The following is a 20,124-nucleotide window of genomic DNA, read 5'->3' as shown; positions in this document are numbered from 1 at the left end:
TTCTGCGCACGGGCAACAGTTGTCGGGCGGGGCTACTCGCCGACGTGGCGGCGGGGGCGGGGTGGCGGGGGCGGCGGCACCTCTTTGGCGGCGACGACCTCTGCGAGCGCCAGCGTCAGTGTGCCGCGCTTGGTCTCCACTGTGCAGTGCGTGGTGTCGCAGGAACGCAGGTAGCCGAGGGCATCCGTGTAGCCGCCGGCGATGCGGGTGCGCACCACGACCCGGGTGCCGAGGGCGGTGCCGGTGAGAAACTCGACGGGACCCGTCACGGCAGTCGGCTGAACGATTCGACGCGCTCGGTCTGCCCGGCTACCAGGATGATGTCGCCGGCGAGAATCACGGTCTGCATGGTGGCGTAGCTCCAGCCCTGGCCGGCCCGGTGGAACGCCGTGACGGTGATCCCGTGCACCGTGCGCACCCTGGTCTCGCTCAGCGGTTTGCCGAGGATCTCCTGGGGCGGGGCGGTCTTCACCAGGGCGAAGTCCTCACCGATGTCGATGTAGTCCTGCATCACCCCGCGCACCAGGTGCGCGACGCGCTTGCCCATGTCTTTCTCCGGGGAGATCACGTGTTTGACCCCCAGCTGACGCAGGATCTCGCCGTGCGGTTCGCTCACCGCCTTCGCCCAGATGTTGGGGATGCCCATCTTGATCAGCAGCGACGCCGTGAGGATGTTCGCCTGGATGTCGCTGCCGATGGCGACCACCACGCTGCTGAACTCCGGCACCGACAGCTGCCGCAGGGTCTCCTCTTTGGTGGAGTCGGCCCGGACCACGTGGGTGAGCAGCCGGTTGTGCGCCTGCACGATCTCCTCGTCGCCATCGATGCCGAGCACCTCGGTGCCGCTGTCCATCAGTTCCAGCGCGAGGGCGCTGCCGAATCGGCCGAGGCCGATGACCACCACGGAGTCCTCCTCGGCCAGGCGGGCGGTCTGCCGCTGGCCGAACAGGGAATACGATGACGACCTGAACTTAGCCAATGATGGGCCTCTCTTTCGGGAGTTCGTACGTTACCGGGTGCTCGCGCAGGGCGAGGGCGGAGGCGAAGGTGATCGGCCCGAGCCGGCCGATGAACATCAGCATGATCAGGATGGCCTGACCGGCCGGCGGCAGATTCGCCGTGATGCCGGTGGACAACCCGACGGTGCCGAACGCCGAGATCGCCTCGAACAGCAGCACGTCGAGGGTGAGGTCGGTGAGCACCATCAGAACGGCCGTCGACGCGACGACCACGAACACGGCCAGGAGCACCACCGAGATGGCCTGTCGGTGCACGGCCCTGGACAGCCGCTTGCCGAACACGTTCACCACACCGTCGCCGCGGATCTCGGCGACGAGGATGAAGTACAGCACCGCGAAGGTGGTGATCTTGATGCCACCGGCGGTGCCGGCCGGGCCGCCACCGATGAACATCAGCACATCCATGCCGAGCAGGCTGGCGGAGTCCATCGCCCCGATGTCCACGCTGTTGAACCCGGCGGTGCGGGTCTGCACCGACTGGAAGAAGCCGACCAGGATCTTCGCCGGCCAGTCCATCGGGCCGAGCGTGGCCGGGTTGGACCATTCGACGGCGGTGATGTACACCGTGCCGGCCACGAGCAGGGTGATGGTGCCGGCAAGCACGATGCGGGTGTTCATGCTCCACAGGAGCGGCGACCGCAGGTGCTTCCGCAGTTGCACGATCACCGGGAAGCCCAGCCCGCCCAGGATCACGGCCGCCGCGATCGGTAGGCAGATGAACGGGTCGACGGCGTAGCTGATCAGGTTGTCACTGAACAGCGCGAAGCCGGCGTTGTTGAACGAGGACACCGCGTGGAACACCCCAAACCAGATCGCCCGGCCGAGCGGCTCGCCGTAGCCGAACAGGAACCGCAGGCTGAGCAGCACCGCCACGACACCCTCCACGATCAGCGAGATGGTGACGACGCCGAGCACCAGGCCCTTGACGTCCTCGAGGCCCACGCTGCGCACCTCGGATGCGGCGGTGACGCGGGAGCGCAACGACAACCGTCGCACCACGGCCAGCCCGATAACCGACGCGAAGGTCATCACGCCGAAACCGCCGATCTGGATCAGGACCAGGATCACGACCTGGCCGAACGGGGTCCAGAAGGTTTCGGTGTCGACCACGGTGAGCCCGGTGACACAGACCGCGGAGGTGGCCGTGAAGATCGCCTCCGCGAACGACGCCCCGCCGGGGCCGACCTTGGCGATCGGCAATGAGAGCAGTCCGGTGCCGAGGAGGATCGTGAGGGCGAAACCCGCGGCCACCGCCTGGGCGGGGTGCAGGCGGAATCTCGGCCGGCCGAGGCCCGGCCCCGTCTTCGCCCGCGAGTTCACTGTGTCACTCTACGACCCTTGGGCGACCCCGTGCGCACGAGATTTTCGCCCTGCCCTATCGCGCGTACCCCCCGAACGGTGTCTACTGGGTTGCCGGGGCATGGGGCATACTCTGTAGTACACCGGGGGGAGGGGATACGAGGGTGGGCAAAATCACGGGTACGGCCTTGCGTGTGCAAGTGCTGCGACCCCACGGGCATCTGCTGCGTCAGACGACCCTCTCGATACTGGCCTTCTTCGCCCCCGTCTTCGCAGTCCTTTACTGGCTCACCATCCCCCTCGGGGAGTGGATTCCGGTCCTCATCGTGCAGCTGTTGGTGATGCTCGGGGCCGCCGTCGGCATCGTCGGTTTTCTGCGCACCTGCGTCTGGGTCGACGACACCGGCATCTCCGAGCGGGGCTTCTTCGGCCAGGTGACAAGTTTTCCGGTGGAGCAGGTCGCCAGTGTCGTGGTTCTCGAGCTGTACCAGAGCGGCGCGATCGACACGCACCCGCAGCTTTTCGTGACCGGCGCCGACGGTCAGCTCCTGGTGCGGATGCGCGGACAGTTCTATTCTCGCGGCGCGATGGACACGGTCGTGGACGAGCTGGGCGCCCCCGTGGTGCGTGTGCCGGACCCGATGACCCTCACCGAGCTCAACCGGCTGCGCCCCGAACTCCTGTACTGGTTCGAACGCCGGATCACCGGCCGGGCACCGCAAGACTTCGACCCGGGCGCCGACCTCGGCCGTTGACGGTTCCTCGATTCCCCCGGGTTGAAGTGCGGCGGCGGCCGGACCCTAGCCGAGCGGGTCGCTGGCGTCGGTGGTGAAGACGTAGTCGTTGTCCGCCGTGAGCTCGGGGCGGAGTTCGCGGCCGAGCGCCTCGGCGAAGACCAGCCTGGAGTCCTCCCGGCGTCGGGCGGCGCCGACAGGGTCGTCGGCCCGCAGCTGCTCGAAATCCACGTCGAGCGGCCAGCTGGTCACGGCGGTCCAGTCCCGGACGGGTCCGCCGGCGAGAGCGTGCAGCACCCTTGGGGAGTCCAGACTCCAGCGCACCTCGAACCTGTCGCTGCGGTCGCTGCCCGAGATGACGTCGTCGAGCCGGCCGTAGAAATCGGGTAGGAACCCGGTCACCTCGGCCCCGAGCTTGACCAGGTTGAAGTGCGCGTTGCGGCGGATCAGCGGGTCGAAGGTCCAGCGCATCTCGGTGATGCCCTGCTCGAGGCACAGCGCACGCTGAAAGAGTTTGAGGGCGTAGCCCACGCCGCCGCCCCGGTGCCACGGCACCACCGCGGCCATGTGCGAGTGCAGGTGCACCCCGTCGGTCCAGCCCAGGAACCCGAGCGTCGCGCCGACCGGCTTGCCGTGCTGGGTGGCCAGCAGCACCGGGTTTCCCGCGAAGTCGAGCGCGAGCAGCATCGCCCGGTCGGGGCTGCGCCCCACCCCCCAGGTGCGTTCGAAGAGGCCGATGATGCCGTCGAGGTCGCGCGGTTCCGCCGCTCGCACCGTCACCGCGGCCGACGCCGCGGCGATGGTGGCCAGCCTGTAGGCCTCGGTCACGCTCTGCTCAGCAACGCTCATTCCACGAGTACACCACAGGACGGCGCCTGAATCGAGGGCCGGCGGGGGCGAGGCGCGGGCGGCGGGCGGATGCCGAGCTAGTGGCCGCGGCCGGAGACCCGGTCGGCGAGGGTCGCCAGGGGCGAGGTGCTGCGGCGGCGGGTGAGCTCGGCCCGGTCGGCGTGCGTGTAGGCCTGGTACAGGGCGGTCACGGCCAGCCAGCGTAGCGGCTCCGGCTCCCAGTTGCGCACCCGGTGGTTCACCCACGGCAGCGCCGTCAGGGCGCTCTCGCGGCCGAGGATCAGGTCGGTGAGCGTGCGGCCGGCCAAGTTGGTGGTCGCCACGCCGGTGCCCACGTAGCCGCCCGCCCAGGCCAGACCGGTCTGCCGGTCCAGGCCCACCGTCGCGGCCCAGTCGCGGGGAACGCCCAGCACGCCGCTCCAGGCATGCTCAATGGCCGCATCCGCGGTGCCGGGGAAGAACCTGTGCAGGATGCCGGTGAGCGCCTCGATGGTGCTCGCCGGGGTCTGGCCGTCGGAGTCGGTCTGGGAGCCGAACCGGTACGGCACCCCACGGCCGCCGATGGCGATGCGGTCATCCGCTGTGCGCTGGGCATACATGTAGGCGTGCGCCATGTCGCCCAGGGTGGCCCGGTCGTCCCAGCCGATGCCGGCCCAGACGGCGGCGGGCAGCGGTGCGGTGACGATCAACGAGGAGTTCATCGGTAGCCAGGCCCTGTGCAGTCCGGCCAGGCCCGCGGTGAAGCCCTCGGTGGCGCGCACGATGAACTCGGCCTGCACGGTGCCGTGTCGGGTGCGGGCGGTCTGCGGGGTGATCTCGCTCACCCGGCTGTCGTCGTAGATCTCCACGCCCAGCGCCAGGACGGCGCGGGTGAGCCCGGCGACCAGCTTGGCCGGCTGGATGCGCGCGCAGTGCGGGTGCCACATCGCGCCGGTGCTACCGGCGACATTGATGCGCGCCGTGGCGGCCTCGGCGCTCAGTAGCTCGACATCCGTGTGCGGCCAGGCCTGCTCGGCCCGCACCGCGGCCTCGAGGCGTCGCTGTTGCGGCCGGTCGTAGGCGACGGTGAACTCGCCGCCCTTGACGATGTCCGCGTCGATGCCCTCGACCGCGGCGACCCTGATCACCTCGTCGACGGTGTCGTTCATGGCGGCCTGGAAACCGGCGGCCGCGTCACGGCCGTGGCTCCGCAGGTACTGTTCGCGCCCACCGGTGACCGAGTTGGTCAGCCAGCCGCCGTTTCGGCCGGATGCGCCGTAGCCGGCGAAACGCTGCTCGAGGATCACGATGCGCAGCTGCGGGGCAGCCTTCTTGAGGTAGTAGGCGGCCCACAGGCCGGTGTACCCGGCGCCGACGATACACACGTCGGCGCGGGTGGAGCCGGGCAGCGGCGGCCGCGGCGCCGGCCGGCCGATCTGGTTCCACCAGAAAGAGACGTCTCCGTTGATCATGCGCGCACCGCTTTCGTCTGCCGGATGGTCCCACTCGATAGGGAGATCATCCCGCATCCGCGCCCGGTAGGCGCCTAGCGCAGGCCCGAGCCCTGGAAGGAGAGTCCGGGCGCCTTCGGCTGCCGGGTCACGTCGAACCGGGCGCCGGCGGCGTTGCTGGGCAGCAGGGTGAAGACCAGCAGGATGATGGCGCCCACGCCCGGGATCAGGCCCAGCAGCGCGAACCAGCCGGAGAAGTTCGCGTCGTGCAATCGGCGCACGAGCACCGCGATGCCGGGCAGAAGCACGCCGATCGCGACGATCGGGGCCACCAGCATGTAGACGATCTCAAAGTTGTGCGAGGGGTACCCGTTCCGGTCGATGCCGGTCGGGATCAGCTGCAGCAGCGACAGGGCCCCGAAGAAGACCCAGAGCAGCAGCGCGAACCACCAGTATTCGCTGCGCGGCGCCCGGCCGGTGAAGTCGGCGTACTTACGGAATACGGAGGCAATCGCCGCGGCGGGTGTCAGCATGGGGTCTCTTTCGTCGGCTCCATCGGGTCGGCGCAGGCCGACAGAGGCCGTGCGCCCCCACCTTCAGGCTACCGGGGCGGCGCGCGCATCCGGTCTATTGAAAGAGGAACAGCAGCGACGTGGCGCCGACCGTGATGGCGATCAGGGACAGGATCAGCACCCAGGTGAGCCCCTTGAGCCCGCCGCGCATCTTTCCCATGAAACCGACCGGGCGGCTCTCGTAATCGTCGTCATCCATGGGGAGACTCTAGCGCCGCCGGTCGAGCACGAGCTGTGCCGGCGGCACCGGGCGGGCTGGCTACTCCGCCCAGGACGACTGGGTGAGCGTCGTGGTGCGGATGTCGCCGACGCTGGCGGCGGGCACCGTGATCTCGTAAACCCCGGCATCCACCTTGGCCAGCCGCAGCCCCTCGGCGAGGTCGGCGTTGTGGTCGAGGTAGCAGCCGCGGTACAGCTTGGTGCCGTCGGTGTCGGCGAACTCGTCGACGATCCGCAGGTTCAGGCCGTTCCAGTTCGCCTCCATGTCGAGTTCGAGCACACCCTGCGCCTCGTCGAACGGGATCTCGTACTTCCACATGCCGCGGCCGGTGCGCACAAAACGCTCATCGGTGGGCTGCGAGTGCGTCGCCAACACGATGCGGCGGCCCTGGTCGATCACGTCGGCGGTGAGGTGCACCCCGTTCCACTCGGCCAACGTGCCGATGTAGCGCGAGAACGGGGTCGAGCGACCCACGGATGCGCCGTCCACCATCCAGCCGTCGGCGATGTTGGGGAACACGGCCAGCTCGGTCGAGGTCCCGTCGGCGAACACCCGCACCAGGTGGGTGTCGGGGACCAGCCGGGTGTGCCGCATCCACCAGACCGGCACGATGTGTCCGGCGACCGGGGCGAAACCGGTGCCGGTGAACGGCGGCCGGTCCACGAACGGGCCGCCGGTGAGCGCCCGGGTGGCCTGGTCGACGCCGCCGATCGCGTTCTCCAGCCGCAGGCTCGCCCGCGCCGGAAACCGGATCACGTCGACGTACGGGTCGTCAGGAGTGAACGGCGACCCCGGGAAGCCCAGCCCATGCACGTCGAAAAGCTGGGCGGGTGTGGTGGCGAATGCCGCGGCGGGCACGGTGACCACGAACCCGGACACCCGGTCCCACCCGGCGGTGAGATAGGCGTGGCTGAGCTGCGGGGTGACGGCCTTCTGGAGAATTGTCATGCGACTCCTCGGGGTGTCACGTCGGCGTCAGGAGAGCGTCTTGCTCGTGTTCCAGGCCGGCATGGCGCTGCCGGTGTTCGGGGCAGCGTCGAAGCGGGCGCCGTTCGGTTGGCTGGGCAGCAGCGCGAAGACCACCATCACAATGACGCCGAGGTACGGGATGCAGGCGAGGAAGTAGAGCCACCCGGAGAAGTCGGCGTCGTGCAGGCGACGCACGTAGACCGTGATGTTCGGAATGATCAAGCCCAGTCCCACGACCACGACGATACCGAGGGCGATGGCCATCGACGGGGGCACCGAGTCGGGCTCGGGCGAGTTACCGACGCCGAGACCGCCGAGCACCATCACGACGACGTAGAGCACAACCTGGAACAGCGTGAACCACCAGAACTCGCTGCGCGGCGCCCGCCCGGCCAGGGTGGCGTAGTTACGGAAAACGGACTTAATGGCCGCGAGCGGAGTCAGCATTGTGTTCTCAAATCCCCCATTTGATGGGCCGTCCGGAGGGGACTACCGCAGTGGTTCACCCTAGCAGCGGCGTCGAACCGGCCCGGGCCGGTGCATCCGTGGCCTGAGAGCGTGGATGCCGGCGTGCCGGGCCCGGTCAGGGGGCGGGGGTGCGCTCGTCCAGGCCCCAGGGCTGGCCGTAGCCGGCGGGTTCGGGAGCGGCCATCAGGTCGAGGTAGGGCTTGGCGTCGAAGGCCTCCGGGCCGAGCACCCCGGTGCCGGTCCATACCCCGGTCGCGAGCAACTCCAGGGCGATCGCGGGGTTCAGCGCGGTCTGCCAGACCACGCACTGGGCGTCGTATTCCGCCATCGTCCACTCGTTGTCGCTCACGTGATAGAGGTAGACCTCCCGCGGCGCACCATCCAGGCCCAGGCCGGTCACCCAGACGCCGGCGCAGGTCTTGCCGGTCATCCGCGGGCCGATCGTGGCCGGGTCGGGCAGGCTCGCCGCGACCACGTCACGTGGCGCCACCATCGCCGGGCCGTCCGCGGTGCGCACCCGCACCGGCGCGACGCTGTCGAGGCCGAGCAGGTGCAGGGTGCGCAGCACCCCGATGAACTCCTCGCCGAGGCCGTACTTGAAGGTGACCCGCTTCGCATCCAGCCAGCGCGGCATCAGCAGCACCTCTTCGTGCTCCACGTTCACGCACTCCACCGGGCCGATGCCCTCCGGAAAGTCGAAGACCTCGGGCTCGCTGAACGGCGGCGTCGTGAACCAGCCGCGGTCCTTCTCGAAGATCACCGGCGGGTTCAGGCACTCCTCGATGGTGGTCCAGATGCTGAACGACGGCGCGAAGATCTCGTTTCCGGCCTCGTCGCGCACGACCAGGTTGGCGCCATCCCGGGTGCCGAGCTCGTCGATCTCGCTGAACAGGTGATCGGACGCGTACCGGGCGAAGACGTCGCTCAGGCCGGGCTCCACGCCCATGCCCACCAGCGCGAGCCGGCCGCTGGTCTCCCAATCACCCGCCTGTTCGAACTGGTCGTCGCCGAGCTTGATGCCGGTCTGCGCGTGCGGATCGGTCGGATGCGGCTCGCTCAGGCTCATCGCCATGTCGAGGTAGTCGGCGCCGGCGGCCAGCGCACCCGTGAAGATGCTCTGCACGAACTTCGGTTCCACGGCATTCATCACGTGGGTGACCCCGTGCTCGCGTGCCACCCGGGTCACCACCTCGGGGTCGGATGCGTCGATCTGCGCCGCCGTGAACCGGGCGGCGGTCTCCCCGCCGTGGCGGGCGGCGATCGACGCGATCGTGCGCTCCGCCCGGCCCAGGTCGTAGTCGCTCACCACGACGTGCTCGTAGAAGGAACGGCGGGCAATGATCTTCGCGAAGGCGTCACCGACGCCACCCGCCCCAACGAGAAGGATCTTCATTCCCCGAAGCTAGCGTGCGGGGGCCGGGATGTCAGCCCTCCGGCCCACATCCGTCTGCCAGCCGGATGGTTCCCGCCGCTACCAGAAGATGGAGTCGACGGGCAGAACACTTCGATCGGCGGGCTGCGCCGTGTAGACGAAGGGTGTCGTCTCGTTCGCGTCGACCGAGGTGCGGTTGAGGTACACGAGTGCCCCGCTGTCATCTCCGCCCTCGACGGTGTAGGTCTGGCCCTGCCAGGTGGTGGTCGCGGTCACCTGCCGGAGGTCGGACACCTCGCTCTCGTCAACGGTCACCCGCCAATCCCACGCACGCCCATAGCGGGAATACGGAAGCACGACGAAATCGTCGGTGACGGTCTGGCCCCGACCTTTCTTGGCGACGATCTCGCTCCCCGGGGCCGGCACCGGGTCCTCGCCGGGCCCGAATGGCCCTGCGGGGCGCGCGACCAGCGCAGAGCGCCCCCGCACCAGGCCCACGCAGTCGGCCACGACTCCGGCACCCAGCGGACGCTCGGTGGAGGTCCACGACCGCAGGCTCAGCTGCTCGAACGGAACGACGGCCGACCAGCCGCTGTGGATGTTCTCGGCACGCGCGATCTCTGGAGCATCGAACGGCGGCAACCCGCCCTTCGGGGCGAAGATCACCGCCCGTCCGTTGCGGATGGTCGCCACCTGCACCGTGAGATCCCGCCAGATGGCCGTCCACTCCACGTGGCGCACCACCGAAACCAGGCTACGGTCCACCAGCTTCGTGAACGCCCCGTAACCATCCAGAGCCCAGCCGTCGCCGGCCGGCTCGCCCGCACCCAGCCAGATCAGTTGCAGCTGCGGTACCCCGGCCAGGCTCACGGTGCCGCAGGTGTCGGCCAGGCCGACCTCCAGCCCATCGATCTGCGCCAGCACGCCGGGCCGCGGGGTGGTCTCGTCGATGGTGTCGAAGGTCGACGTGCGGGTCAGCCAGAACCGGCTCAGCCAGCCGAAGTCCACCCGGCCGAACACCCCGTTCACCTGCGGGTCGTCGTGGCGCCCGTAGACCCCGTGTGGCGGGAGATCACCGAAAATTTCGATCTGGCCCTGGGAACTCACCCCATCCACCCGCACGCGCACGGCCTGGAAGGTCGCGAACCCGCCGACCTCGACTCGGCCACCCGGGATTGCCCGGGCCCGCAGAACGTACAGCCCGGCAGGATTGACCAGGGAGTCATCGGCACGGTCGGGCAGCCCGGCGCCGCCCGATGCGGTCATCTCCGGTTCCCGATCGGTGAGTCCCGGTGGATCACCGGTTGGACTCTGGTGCCTTCGCTGGTGCGGCCGCCCGCCGCCTGGCTATGGTGTTCTCGCCGTCGAGCTTGGCCGCCAGCGGCGCCCACAGGACCACAGCCACGCCGGCGCCGAGCAGCAGCCCGCCGATGGTGTCGGTGAGCCAGTGCGCGCCGAGGTAGGTGCGGCTGACCATCATGGCGACCGTGTACACGGCACCGGCGATCCACACCCACAGCCACGGGAAAATGATCCCGAGCGCCACTGCCATGGTGGCGGCGTTGGCAACGTGCCCCGAGGGGAAGGAACCGAAGTCCGACGTGATCAGCATGTCTTCGGGGCGGGCCCGGCCGAAGAGGGTCTTCAGCAGCTGTACCAGGCCGGCGCTGACCACGGTGGCGATCACGAAGTAGAGTGCCGCCCAGGGCCGCCGGAGCACAAGCAGGGTCACCACGATCAGCAAGGGGATCACGATCACCCCGGCGATGCCGGCGCCGAGGAAGTTCATCACCAGCGCCGGGACCTCCCAGACCGGGGAGCGGTGCTCGAGGATCTCCTCCATCCACTCCGCGTCGGCCTCGATCGGGCGGCCGTTGCCGCGGGTGAGGATCAGGGCGCCGAGCAGGAAGGCGAGCACGACGGCGACGGCGCCGCTAATCAGCGGCCAGCGCCTCGCGATCCGGCGGGCGGGCGCATCCGCCGCGGCGTCGGGCCCGGTGCGCTCGGGTGGAGTGGGCTCAGTCTCAGGCGTTCGGGATGGGTCCATCACCCCATGGTAGATCGGCTCCGGTGGGAGCGGGCCCCGACCGGCGTTGTGAGACCCGGTTTCAGGCCCTGATGAGAGGATCGCGGCCCATGCCGGCGCGCTTGGCGGCGAGCATCGCCTCGTCGGCGCGGGCGATGAGGGCGTCAGGGGTGGCCGCCTGTGTGGCACCGGGCCTGAAGACGCTGATGCCGATGCTCGCTGAGACCGTCGACCCCTGCGCGACGCCGTGCAGGGGTTGGCACACCGCGTCCCAGATCCGTCGGGACACCTCGAGCGCCGACTCCTCGTCCACACCGTCGCAGGCGATCACGAACTCGTCGCCGCCGAACCGGCTGCACAGGTCCCCCACCCGCATGATCCCGGTAAGGCGCTCCGCGACCTGCCGTAGAACCCCATCGCCGGCCTCGTGGCCGAACCTGTCGTTGATGGCCTTGAAGCCGTCCAGGTCGAGGAACAGCAACGCCACGGTTCGGTCGTGCAGCACGGCCTCCGCCAGCAGTTGCTCCAACCGGCTCTGCATCGCGAAACGGTTGGGCAGCCCGGTGAGCGCGTCGTGCAGCGACTGGTGTTCGATCTGGCGCTGCAGGTGGATGCGTTCGAGCACCGGTGCCGCCTGCGTGGCCAGGGCAGCGAGCAGGTCGAGCAGATTCGCATCCAGCATCCGCGGCCGCTGGAACCAGCAGGCGACCGCGCCGCTGACGGCGCCGTCCTCGGTCAGCGGAATCAGGCAGAGTGCCTCGACGCCCTCGGCATCCAGGCCCGCCGCCAGGGTCGGGAAGCTCGCCGCGATGTCGGCGGGGCTGCGGCAGAGCACCGGCCGACCGTTCTCCAGGCACTCCCGGACCGGTAGCAGGTCGGCCAGGTCGACGCTGCCCGCCAGCGGCCGGGAGCCGGAGACCAGCTCCAGCCGACCGTCGGATTCGGCGACGATGACCGACACCGTCGCATCCGTCGCCGTCTCGGCCGACACCCGCAGCACCGACCCGAACTCCGCCATCGTGGTGGCCGGGGCCAGGCCGGCCGCGGCCTCCTGCATGATGCGTACCCGGGCCACCGCGGCCTCGGCCGTGCGCCGGGCGTCGAGCAGGTCCCGCTCGTACTTGAGCCGGATCCCGGCATCGAAGACGGCGGCGTAGATCAGTTCGTCGGCACCCGAATCGTCCACGACCAGGCTGACCAGCACGTCCCGGGTGCCGCCGGCGCGGGTGGCCAGGCTGAGCAACATCTCGTTGAGCGGGTGCCGCGTCTGCAGGAGCGGCATGAACCGGGTCTCGAAGACCAGCTTGCTGCCCCTGGAGAGCAGGGACAGGAAGTAGCGGCCGACGATGTCGTCCTGCGGAGAGCCCGTCCAGTCGCAGAACGTGTCGTTCGCCGCGCGGATGACGCCGTCGGTCGACATCGCGAACAGGCCCGCCGGCGCGTGCTGGAACAGCGCCCGCGAGACGTCGTCCGGTGTCACAAGCGGCGCCGGATCTGCCGTTCGATCTCGGTCGGATCGGACAGGTGGGCGTAGTGTCCGGCCGCGCTGAGCACGACCAGTTCGCTGCCCTCGATGTTCTCGTGCAGGTACTCACCCACCTCGAGCGGGGCGATCAGGTCGTCGGCGGACTGCAGGATCAGCGTGGGCGTGCTGATGTTCTTGAGGAACCGGCGCATGTCCGAGAGGAAGGTGACCCTGGCGAAGTGCTGGGCGACCATCGTGTCGGTGCGGGCCATGCTTTCGGCCAGTTCCGCGGCCAGTTCGGGGCGTTCCGGGTTTTTCATCAACGCCGGCGCCATCTCGGCGGCCCAGCTGACGTGGTTGACTTCCAGAGCGTCGAGCAGACCGTCGATGTCGGCGCGCTCGAAACCGCCCACGTAACCGTCGTCGTTCAGGTAGCGCGGCGACGGGCCCAGCATGATGAGCTGGGCGAACCTGTCCGGTTCCTCGATCGCGGCCAGCGCCCCGATCATGGCGCTCACCGAGTGCCCGACGAAGACCACGTCGTGCAGGTCGAGGTGACGCAGGATGTCGAGCAGGTCGGCCGCGTACCCGCGCAACGAGTCGTACTTGCGGCGGTCGTACGCCGACACATCCGAGTCGCCGGACCCGACGTGGTCGAAGCGCACCACGCGTCGCTCGCCGACGAATTGCGGTGCGACCAGGCGCCACATGTCCTGGCTGGTGCCGTAGCCCGGTCCGAAGACGATGGGCGGTGCGGCCGGATCGCCCTCGACGCTCACGGCGTTGCGCCGGAGCACGTCGACTGCCGCCAGGTCGGAGGTTTCTGGGCCTGAAAGCGCGCTGGGGATCACTCTGGTGATTCTTCCATAATGACCGGTGCCGCGGGGTTCCCCGACGGCACCCGACCGGGTCAGTGGGTCAGCGCCGACACCGTTCGCGGGCGCACGATGAACCAGAGGCTGAGGATGGAGATGATCGCGCAGACACCCATCACCGAAGCCATCGGGACGGCGGTGCCGACCCCGAGCAGGCCCACGACCGGGGAGATCAGCCCGGCGATGCCGAAGTTGGCGGCGCCGAGCACGGACGCGGCGGTGCCGGCCTCGCTGCCGTGCGAGTTGAGGGCGATGACCTGCACGGTGGGGAAGGTGAACCCGCAACCGGCGATGAAGAACCACAGCGGGATGAGGGTGCCCCACAGGCCCGCGCCCAGCAGGTCGAGGGTGAGAATCGTTGCCGACGTGATCACGAGTACCGTGGTGGCGCCGATCAGGATGTTCTGCGGCCCCACGTTGTAGCGGTGCATGAGCCGCGAGCTGGTCTGCACGCCAACGACGATGCCGAGGGAGTTGACGGCGAAAAGCACCCCGTACTGCTGGGCACTGAACTCGTAGACCTGCTGGAAAAGGAACGGTGAGGAGGAAAGGTAGGAGAACAGACCGGTGAAGGTCATCGCCCCGATGATCGCGACGCCCACGAAGGTGCGGTCGCTGAGCACGGCCCGGTAGCGCTGGCCCAGGCTCGAGTGGCCCGGCACCGTGCGACGATCCTGCGGCAGGGTTTCCACGATCCAGATCGCGACGGCCACCATCACCACGATGCCGTAACCGGCGAGCACCCAGAAGATGCCGCGCCACGGCATCACGAGCAGCAGCTGCGAGCCGACGACGGGGGCGATCACCGGCGCCAGGCCGCTGACCAGGGCCAGGCGGGAGAGCATTTTGACCAGCGGCTTGCCGCCGAACAGGTCGCGCACCATGGCCATGGCCACGACCGCGCCGGCCGCGGCGCCGAAGCCCTGCAGCACCCTGAAGATGCCCAGCGTCACGATCTCGGTCGAGAGTGCGGCGCCGACACAGGCGAGCACGTGGAAACCCGTGGCCAGCAGCAGCGGCAACCGGCGGCCGACCTTGTCGCTCCACGGGCCTACGATCAGCTGGCCGAAGCCGAAGCCGATCATGGTGCCGGTCAGGGTGAGCTGGATGGCGGCGGCCGAGACCCCGAGTTCGCTTTCGAGGGTGGGGAACGCGGGCAGGTACAGGTCGATGGTGAACGGGCCGAGGGCCGTGAGCGCGCCGAGGATGATGATGTAGACGATGCGCTGCCCGCGGGAAAGCGCGTCACCCGGGTGCCGGGCGGTGGAGGCGAGCTGCGCCTCGGAGATCACGGGGATGACGGCAGTAGTCACGTTGAAGAGTCCTCGGTCGGAGTCGTGCGAAAGGAGTGCGGGCGATCGCCCAGTAGCAAAAAGCGTGCGCCGCTCGGTTCTATTCCACCTCAGCGGCATCCCGGCAAAGATTGCGCGGATCCGGCCTTTTCTGCATGTTCCCGGGCGCCGGGTGCGTCTGAATCCGCCCGGCCTGGTCGACTTTGGAGTTATGCCATCCAGCCGGGGTCGGGGTCGGCAGGGGGGCAGGGTTAGGGAGACTCGGCGGGCGTGCCGGCGGGCACCCCTGCCGGGAGTCCGGCCGGGTCGTCGAGCAGGCCCTCGAAGGCCAGCTCCGCGGCGCCGATCATCAGCAGGTTGGAACCGAGCTCCGCGGCGCTGAGCCGCACGGTGCCGAAGGCGGCGTCGAGCGAGTGCTTCGCCACGGCGGAGCGCAACCTGTCGGCATCCACCGCCAGCAGCGCGGCAAGAAACCCGCCGAGCACCACCACCTGTGGGTTGAGGATGTTGATCGCCCCGGCCAGCGCCACCGCGAGGTGGTCGATCTGACGGTTGACCTCGGCGCGCACCTCCGGCGACGTGGATGCCCGCAGCGCCTGTTCGAGCTCGTCGGCATCCGCTCCGGCCAGGCCGAGCACCTCGAGCAGCTCGCGCCGGGTGACCTCTGCCTCCAGGGTGCCGCGGATGCCGGCGGAGTCGACCCGTTCACTGTCGCTGACCCTGGTGTGCCCGAACTCGCCCGCGTAACCGGCGATACCGCCGGCCGGCGCACCCCCGACGATCATGCCGCCGCCGATTCCGCTCGCACCGCCGTTGAGGTAAATGAGATCGGTGATGCCCTTGCCGGCGCCGAAGAACCGCTCGGCCATGGCGCCCAGGCTGGCGTCGTTGGCGGCGAGAACCGGGTAGCCGGTCGCGGCCTCGAGCATTTCGGCGAGGGGTTCGTCGATCCAGCCCAGGTGCGGCGCGTGCCGCACGAGTCCGTCGTGGGCGCGCACCAGGCCGGGCACGGCCACGCCGATTCCCACGACCTTGAACCTGGCCTCGAGTTCGCCGCGCATGCCGTCGATCACGGCTGCGGCGATGTTGACGGCCTCGAGCACGCTCGGGGACTGGTCGGTGGGGTAGCGCACCCGGCGGTGCACCTGACCGTCGAGGCCGACGATGCCGATGGTGACGGCGTCGATCTCCGGGTTCACGGCGAGCGCCACGACCTGCTCGCTGACACTGACGATGGGACTGGGCCGGCCGACCTGATTGGTGGAGCTCGGTTCGCGCTCGACGACCAGCCCGCGATCGACCAGCTCGGCGACGAGGGCGGCGATGGTGGACCGGTTCAGCCCGGTGACCCTGGTCAGCTGGGACCGCGACGCCGCCCCGCTGCGGTGCACGAGTCGCAACACCACAGACAGGTTGTGTCTGCGCACGTCGTCATGGCTGCTGCCCTGCACGGTTCCTCCGTCTGGCTGACGCCCGATTCTGCGAGCGTGAGTCACTCTGGCCCCCAGAATACCCGGCATCTCCCCCGACCCGGCGTGATACGTTGCAGAACGCTACAAATCGACCCAGACAAGGAAGTCCATGGAATTCCCCAGCATGAGAATCGCCCTCACCGGCGGAAGCGGCAAGCTCGGCAGGACCGTGCTCGCCCGGCTCCGCGCCGAGGGCCATCACGTGATCAACTTCGACCTGGCCGGCAGCCGCGAAGCCGGCTTCGTGCGCATCGATCTCACCGACTTCGGACAGGTGGTCGACGCCTTCGCCGGCGTCAACGACCAGGTGGACGGCTTCGACGCCGTGGCGCACCTGGGCGCAATCCCGGCGCCGGGCCTGGCGCCCGATGTCGCCACCTTCCACAACAACATGCTCTCCAGCTACAACGTGTTCCAGGCCGCCCGCCGCAATGGCATCAAGCGCATCGTGTACGCGTCGAGCGAGACGGTGCTCGGCCTGCCGTTCGACGTCGACCCGCCCTACATCCCGGTCGACGAGGAGTACCCGGCCCGGCCGGAGAGCACATACTCGCTGGTGAAGCACCTCGAGGAGCAGATGGCCATCGAGCTGGTGCGCTGGGACCCCGAGCTCTCGATCACGGCGCTGCGGTTCTCCAATGTGATGGACCCGGAGGACTATGCCAGGTTCGAAGGGTTCCAGACGGATGCGACGCTGCGCAAGTGGAATCTCTGGGGCTACATCGACGGCCGCGACGGTGCCCAGGCCGTGCTCAAGGCGCTGCAGACCGCCCCGCCCGGCTTCGAACGCTTCATCATCGCCGCCGCGGACACCGTGATGCGCCGGCCCAGCGCCGAGCTCGCCGCCGAGGTCTTTCCGAACGTGCAGCTCACCCGCCTGGTCCCCGGGACCGACACCCTGCTCGCCATCGACAAGGCCCGGCGCCTGCTCGGCTACTCCCCCGAGCACTCCTGGCAAGACCCCCGCTGACCCCTCGTAATCTGTGAGAAAAGCCCCAGAATCTCGAGATTTCTGGGGCTTTACTCACGGTTCGCGGACCGGGGCGGGGCCGGTCGAACCCCGCTCGACGTAACGCGGCGGCAGCAGGTCGACGTGCGGGGTGCGGTCGCCGGTGATCTGGCGGATGGTCAGTTCCACCGCACGTACTCCGGAGTCCTCCGCGGACAAAGGGATCTCGTCCAGCGGCGGACTGAACGCCGAGGTGTCGAAGACCGCGCAGGCCGAGATCACCGACAGCTGGCCGGGAATCGAGATCCCCCGGGCGGCGAGGATCTCCAGCACCGTGACCTGCACGGATTCGCCGGCGTGCATGACCAGGGCCGTCATGGTCGGCATGGCGCTGAACAGCTCGTCGATACCGCGGCGGATGCTGTCCATGTCGCCGTCCGGCATCACGAAGGCCGTCGCGATGTCACGGTCGTCCGACGCGGCGAAGAACCCGTCCCGGAACCGAAGCGGGTAGTTCGCGCCCCAGTCATAGGTGAGGCGTGACATGCCGAGCAGCCCGATCGAGCGGTGCCCGAGGTCGGCGAGCCGGCCGACGGCCAGGTGCGCGGCCTCCTCGAAGTCCAGGTCGACGCAGACCAGCCCGGAGGTGTCGGCCGGCACGCCGATGACCGTGGCGGGGATGTTGAGAGCGCGCAGCAGCGGCATCCGCTCGTCGTCCAGGGAGACGTCCAGCGCGATGATGCCGTCGGCGAGTCGGCTCGAGGTCACCCGCTCCAGCCCTGTGGAGGCCTCGTCGGCGGTGAGCAGAAGCACGTCGTAGTCGATCTTGCGGGCCGCCGTGGCTACGGCGAGCACGAAGGACATCAGCACCCCGGCCTGGGTGTCGGGGCGCACCGGGGCGGTCAGGGCGAAGATGCGGGTGCGGGTGCCGGCGAGCATCCTGGCCCCGGCATTGGGCCGGTAGCCGAGCTCCTGGATGGCGCTGACCACCCGGTTCCTGGTGGACTCGGCGATGGAGCGGTTGCCGCTGAGCGTGTACGACACCGTGCTGATCGACACCCCGGCGAGACGGGCTACGTCGTTGATAGTTGCCATGCGTCCTCTGATACCTGGATGGAGCCGTCGGTGCGTCACCGCTAAGAATACCCAGCGACCGGCCGGCTGCCGCCCGGGCGCTGGGTACTGGAATCAGCCCTTGACGGCGCCGATCATGACTCCGGAGCTGATGTGCTTCTGCAGGAACGGGTAGACGATCAGCACCGGCACCAGCGCGATGATCACGACGGCCATCTGCACCGCCAGGGTGGCGACCTCACCGCTGCCCACACTCACCTGGCCGGGCACCGAGACGCCCTGTAGCACGTAGGAGCGCAGGATCACCTGCAGCGGCAGCTTTTCGCTGTCGTTGATGTACAGGGTGGCGTTGAAGAACGCGTTCCAGTAGCCGACGCCGTAGAACAGGCCGATCACGGTGATCACCGAGCGTGACATCGGCAGCACCATCTTGGTGAGGATGCGCCAGTCGCCGGCGCCGTCGATCCGCGCGCTGTCGATGATCGACTGGTCGATGCCCATGAAGAAGCCGCGCATCAGGAAGATGTTGAACACGCTGATGCAGCTGGGCAGGATCAGCGACCAGTACGAGTTGATCAGGCCCAGGTTGCTCACCAGCAGGTAGCTGGGGATCATGCCCGCACCGAAGAACATGGTGATCAGCAGGAAGAACAGGATCGGCCGGTGCGCGTATGAGCCGGGCCTGGAGAGGCCGTAGGCGGCCATCACCGACACCACCAGGCTGATCAGGGTGCCCACCGCGGTGATGCCGACACTGACCATGACGGCCCGGGTGACCACTCCGCCGGAGAGGATCTGTTCGTAGGCGGAGAAGGTGAGCTCGCCGGGCACCATCACCATGCCACCGGCCGCCGTGATGGTGGCCTGCGAGGAGAAGCTGGTGAGCACGACGATGTAGAGGGGTATGACGATCAGGGCGGCCATGCCGAAGAGCACGATGCCGCGGGCACCGGCTTCGAGCGGAGCGCGGGGCTCCTCCCAGGCCGGCCGGATGACCCGGGGAGGACGGGAGCGCGCTGAGGCGCGTGGTTTGGTGGTGATACTCATGATTTCTGGTAGACCCCGGCTTCTCCGAATAGGTGCGCGAGTTTGTTGGCGCCCAGCACCAGGATCACGCTGATCACGCCCTTGATCAGGCCTGCGGCGGCGGCGTAACTCCAGTCGCCGTTTTGGATGCCTGAGTAGTAGACGAAGGTGTCCAGCACCTCCGCCGCACCCGCTCCGACCGCGTCACGTTGTAGCAGCAACTGCTCGAAGCCCACGGTGAGGGAATCCCCCAGGCGCAGGATGAGCAGCAGGATGATGATCGGCCGCAGGGCGGGCAGGGTGATGTGCCACATCCGCTTGAGCCGGCCGGCGCCATCCATCGCCGCAGCCTCGTACTGGCTCGGGTCGATGGCGCTGAGCGCGGCGAGGAACACGATGATTCCCCAGCCGGCGTCCTTCCAGAGCGCCTGAGAGGTGACCAGGATCAGGAAGGTGTCTGGCTGGGTCATCAGGTTGACCGCCTCGATGCCGTTGTCGCGCAGGAACTGATTGAGCAGCCCCGCCCCGCCGAGGATCTGCTGGAAGATCGAGATCACGATCACCCAGGACAGGAAGTGCGGCAGGTAGACGATCGACTGGAACAGCGACCGCACCCGCGGGCTGAGCAGCCCCTGCAACAGGATCGCCAGCATGATCGGCACCGGGAAGAAGAAGACCAGCTGGAACGCTGTGATGGTGAGGGTGTTGCGCACCGCCGACCAGAAGGCCTCGTCGGCCAGCACCCGTTCGAAGTTGGCGAAGCCGACCCACGGGTTCTCGAACGCTCCCACGTAGGGCGAGTAGTCCTGGAAGGCGATCGCATTGCCGACGATCGGCACGTAGGCGAACAACGCGGTGAGCAGCAGCGCCGGCAGCACCATGATCAACAGGGTGCGGTCGCGCTTGAACAGGGCGCGGCGCTTCTTCCGCTTTTTCGCCGTCGCGGCCTTCAGGGTGGCGGGGTCTGCGGGCGGCGCCGCCGAAGTGGGGCGCCGCTCGTCGGTTAAGGTCAT

21 protein-coding genes are annotated in these 20,124 nt (G+C 68.8%); 2 read left to right on the top strand and 19 right to left on the bottom strand.

Going from position 1 to position 20,124, the window contains the following annotated elements:
- Positions 1–32 precede the first annotated feature (32 nt).
- Genes E3O57_RS13770 through E3O57_RS13760 form a run of 3 tightly spaced genes read right to left on the bottom strand, consistent with a single transcriptional unit; the run spans position 33 to position 2,339 of the window.
- Positions 33–269, bottom strand: coding sequence for a ferrous iron transport protein A (locus E3O57_RS13770; RefSeq protein ID WP_088455122.1), 237 nt, complete (start codon positions 267–269; stop codon positions 33–35).
- On the bottom strand, positions 266–979 hold the full coding sequence (locus tag E3O57_RS13765) for a TrkA family potassium uptake protein (protein ID WP_241980260.1): 714 nt from the start codon (positions 977–979) through the stop codon (positions 266–268). Before E3O57_RS13765 ends, E3O57_RS13770 begins: the two co-directional genes overlap by 4 nt.
- Entirely contained in the window at positions 972–2,339 is a 1,368-nt protein-coding gene (locus tag E3O57_RS13760; RefSeq protein ID WP_174776278.1) for a TrkH family potassium uptake protein, read from the bottom strand. The genes E3O57_RS13765 and E3O57_RS13760 overlap by 8 nt, the downstream gene beginning before the upstream one ends.
- Positions 2,340–2,518: 179 nt before the next feature.
- Between E3O57_RS13760 and E3O57_RS13755 the strand changes: the two genes are divergently transcribed.
- Positions 2,519–3,073 (top strand): hypothetical protein, encoded by a 555-nt coding sequence (locus tag E3O57_RS13755; protein WP_103459712.1) that lies wholly within the window; start codon positions 2,519–2,521, stop codon positions 3,071–3,073.
- Between the two features lie 45 nt (positions 3,074–3,118).
- Here E3O57_RS13755 and E3O57_RS13750 read toward each other — a convergent pair whose 3' ends face one another.
- The 13 genes from E3O57_RS13750 to E3O57_RS13695 form a co-directional block, all read right to left on the bottom strand.
- The gene (locus E3O57_RS13750) at positions 3,119–3,901 is read right to left on the bottom strand and encodes a GNAT family N-acetyltransferase (protein WP_103479828.1); all 783 of its coding nucleotides are present in this window, start codon (positions 3,899–3,901) and stop codon (positions 3,119–3,121) included.
- Positions 3,902–3,978: 77 nt separating this feature from the next.
- Complete coding sequence (locus E3O57_RS13745) at positions 3,979–5,352, bottom strand: FAD-binding oxidoreductase (RefSeq protein WP_103479829.1); 1,374 nt, start codon at positions 5,350–5,352, stop codon at positions 3,979–3,981.
- Positions 5,353–5,426: 74 nt separating this feature from the next.
- The gene (locus E3O57_RS13740) at positions 5,427–5,864 is read right to left on the bottom strand and encodes a DUF805 domain-containing protein (RefSeq protein WP_103479830.1); all 438 of its coding nucleotides are present in this window, start codon (positions 5,862–5,864) and stop codon (positions 5,427–5,429) included.
- Positions 5,865–5,958: 94 nt separating this feature from the next.
- On the bottom strand, positions 5,959–6,102 hold the full coding sequence (locus E3O57_RS18740; protein ID WP_165787989.1) for a hypothetical protein: 144 nt from the start codon (positions 6,100–6,102) through the stop codon (positions 5,959–5,961).
- A gap of 60 nt (positions 6,103–6,162) precedes the next feature.
- Positions 6,163–7,071 carry a hypothetical protein gene (locus E3O57_RS13735; protein WP_103479831.1) on the bottom strand — a complete coding sequence of 303 codons (909 nt, stop codon included), beginning with the start codon at positions 7,069–7,071 and terminating at the stop codon, positions 6,163–6,165.
- A 27-nt stretch (positions 7,072–7,098) separates the two neighbouring features.
- The gene (locus E3O57_RS13730) at positions 7,099–7,539 is read right to left on the bottom strand and encodes a DUF805 domain-containing protein (RefSeq protein ID WP_103459707.1); all 441 of its coding nucleotides are present in this window, start codon (positions 7,537–7,539) and stop codon (positions 7,099–7,101) included.
- 136 nt (positions 7,540–7,675) lie between these two features.
- Positions 7,676–8,953, bottom strand: a complete 1,278-nt coding sequence (locus tag E3O57_RS13725; protein ID WP_103479832.1) for a saccharopine dehydrogenase family protein — start codon at positions 8,951–8,953, stop codon at positions 7,676–7,678.
- Positions 8,954–9,031: 78 nt separating this feature from the next.
- Positions 9,032–10,198, bottom strand: a complete 1,167-nt coding sequence (locus tag E3O57_RS13720; RefSeq protein WP_103479833.1) for a hypothetical protein — start codon at positions 10,196–10,198, stop codon at positions 9,032–9,034.
- 31 nt (positions 10,199–10,229) lie between these two features.
- On the bottom strand, positions 10,230–10,979 hold the full coding sequence (locus tag E3O57_RS13715) for a phosphatase PAP2 family protein (protein WP_103459704.1): 750 nt from the start codon (positions 10,977–10,979) through the stop codon (positions 10,230–10,232).
- Between the two features lie 61 nt (positions 10,980–11,040).
- Positions 11,041–12,438 (bottom strand): sensor domain-containing diguanylate cyclase, encoded by a 1,398-nt coding sequence (locus tag E3O57_RS13710; RefSeq protein WP_103479834.1) that lies wholly within the window; start codon positions 12,436–12,438, stop codon positions 11,041–11,043.
- The gene (locus E3O57_RS13705) at positions 12,435–13,274 is read right to left on the bottom strand and encodes an alpha/beta fold hydrolase (protein ID WP_241990420.1); all 840 of its coding nucleotides are present in this window, start codon (positions 13,272–13,274) and stop codon (positions 12,435–12,437) included. Before E3O57_RS13705 ends, E3O57_RS13710 begins: the two co-directional genes overlap by 4 nt.
- Positions 13,275–13,333: 59 nt before the next feature.
- The gene (locus tag E3O57_RS13700) at positions 13,334–14,611 is read right to left on the bottom strand and encodes a multidrug effflux MFS transporter (RefSeq protein ID WP_241983721.1); all 1,278 of its coding nucleotides are present in this window, start codon (positions 14,609–14,611) and stop codon (positions 13,334–13,336) included.
- Between the two features lie 230 nt (positions 14,612–14,841).
- On the bottom strand, positions 14,842–16,041 hold the full coding sequence (locus tag E3O57_RS13695) for an ROK family transcriptional regulator (RefSeq protein ID WP_241990419.1): 1,200 nt from the start codon (positions 16,039–16,041) through the stop codon (positions 14,842–14,844).
- A 145-nt stretch (positions 16,042–16,186) separates the two neighbouring features.
- Between E3O57_RS13695 and E3O57_RS13690 the strand changes: the two genes are divergently transcribed.
- Positions 16,187–17,032, top strand: a complete 846-nt coding sequence (locus E3O57_RS13690) for an NAD(P)-dependent oxidoreductase (RefSeq protein ID WP_103479862.1) — start codon at positions 16,187–16,189, stop codon at positions 17,030–17,032.
- 54 nt (positions 17,033–17,086) lie between these two features.
- Here the strand turns inward: E3O57_RS13690 and E3O57_RS13685 are convergent, their stop codons facing one another.
- The 3 genes from E3O57_RS13685 to E3O57_RS13675 all read right to left on the bottom strand — a co-directional run bounded on the left by E3O57_RS13685 (position 17,087) and on the right by E3O57_RS13675 (position 20,124).
- Positions 17,087–18,106 (bottom strand): LacI family DNA-binding transcriptional regulator, encoded by a 1,020-nt coding sequence (locus E3O57_RS13685; RefSeq protein ID WP_103459700.1) that lies wholly within the window; start codon positions 18,104–18,106, stop codon positions 17,087–17,089.
- Positions 18,107–18,199: 93 nt separating this feature from the next.
- Positions 18,200–19,132 carry a carbohydrate ABC transporter permease gene (locus tag E3O57_RS13680; protein WP_103479835.1) on the bottom strand — a complete coding sequence of 311 codons (933 nt, stop codon included), beginning with the start codon at positions 19,130–19,132 and terminating at the stop codon, positions 18,200–18,202.
- Positions 19,129–20,124 (bottom strand): sugar ABC transporter permease, encoded by a 996-nt coding sequence (locus E3O57_RS13675; protein ID WP_103479836.1) that lies wholly within the window; start codon positions 20,122–20,124, stop codon positions 19,129–19,131. Before E3O57_RS13675 ends, E3O57_RS13680 begins: the two co-directional genes overlap by 4 nt.

This window comes from Cryobacterium sp. TMN-39-2 (assembly GCF_004402745.1).
Classification (GTDB): Bacteria; Actinomycetota; Actinomycetes; order Actinomycetales; family Microbacteriaceae; genus Cryobacterium; species Cryobacterium zongtaii.
This window is presented reverse-complemented; position numbering and strand designations above follow the sequence as displayed.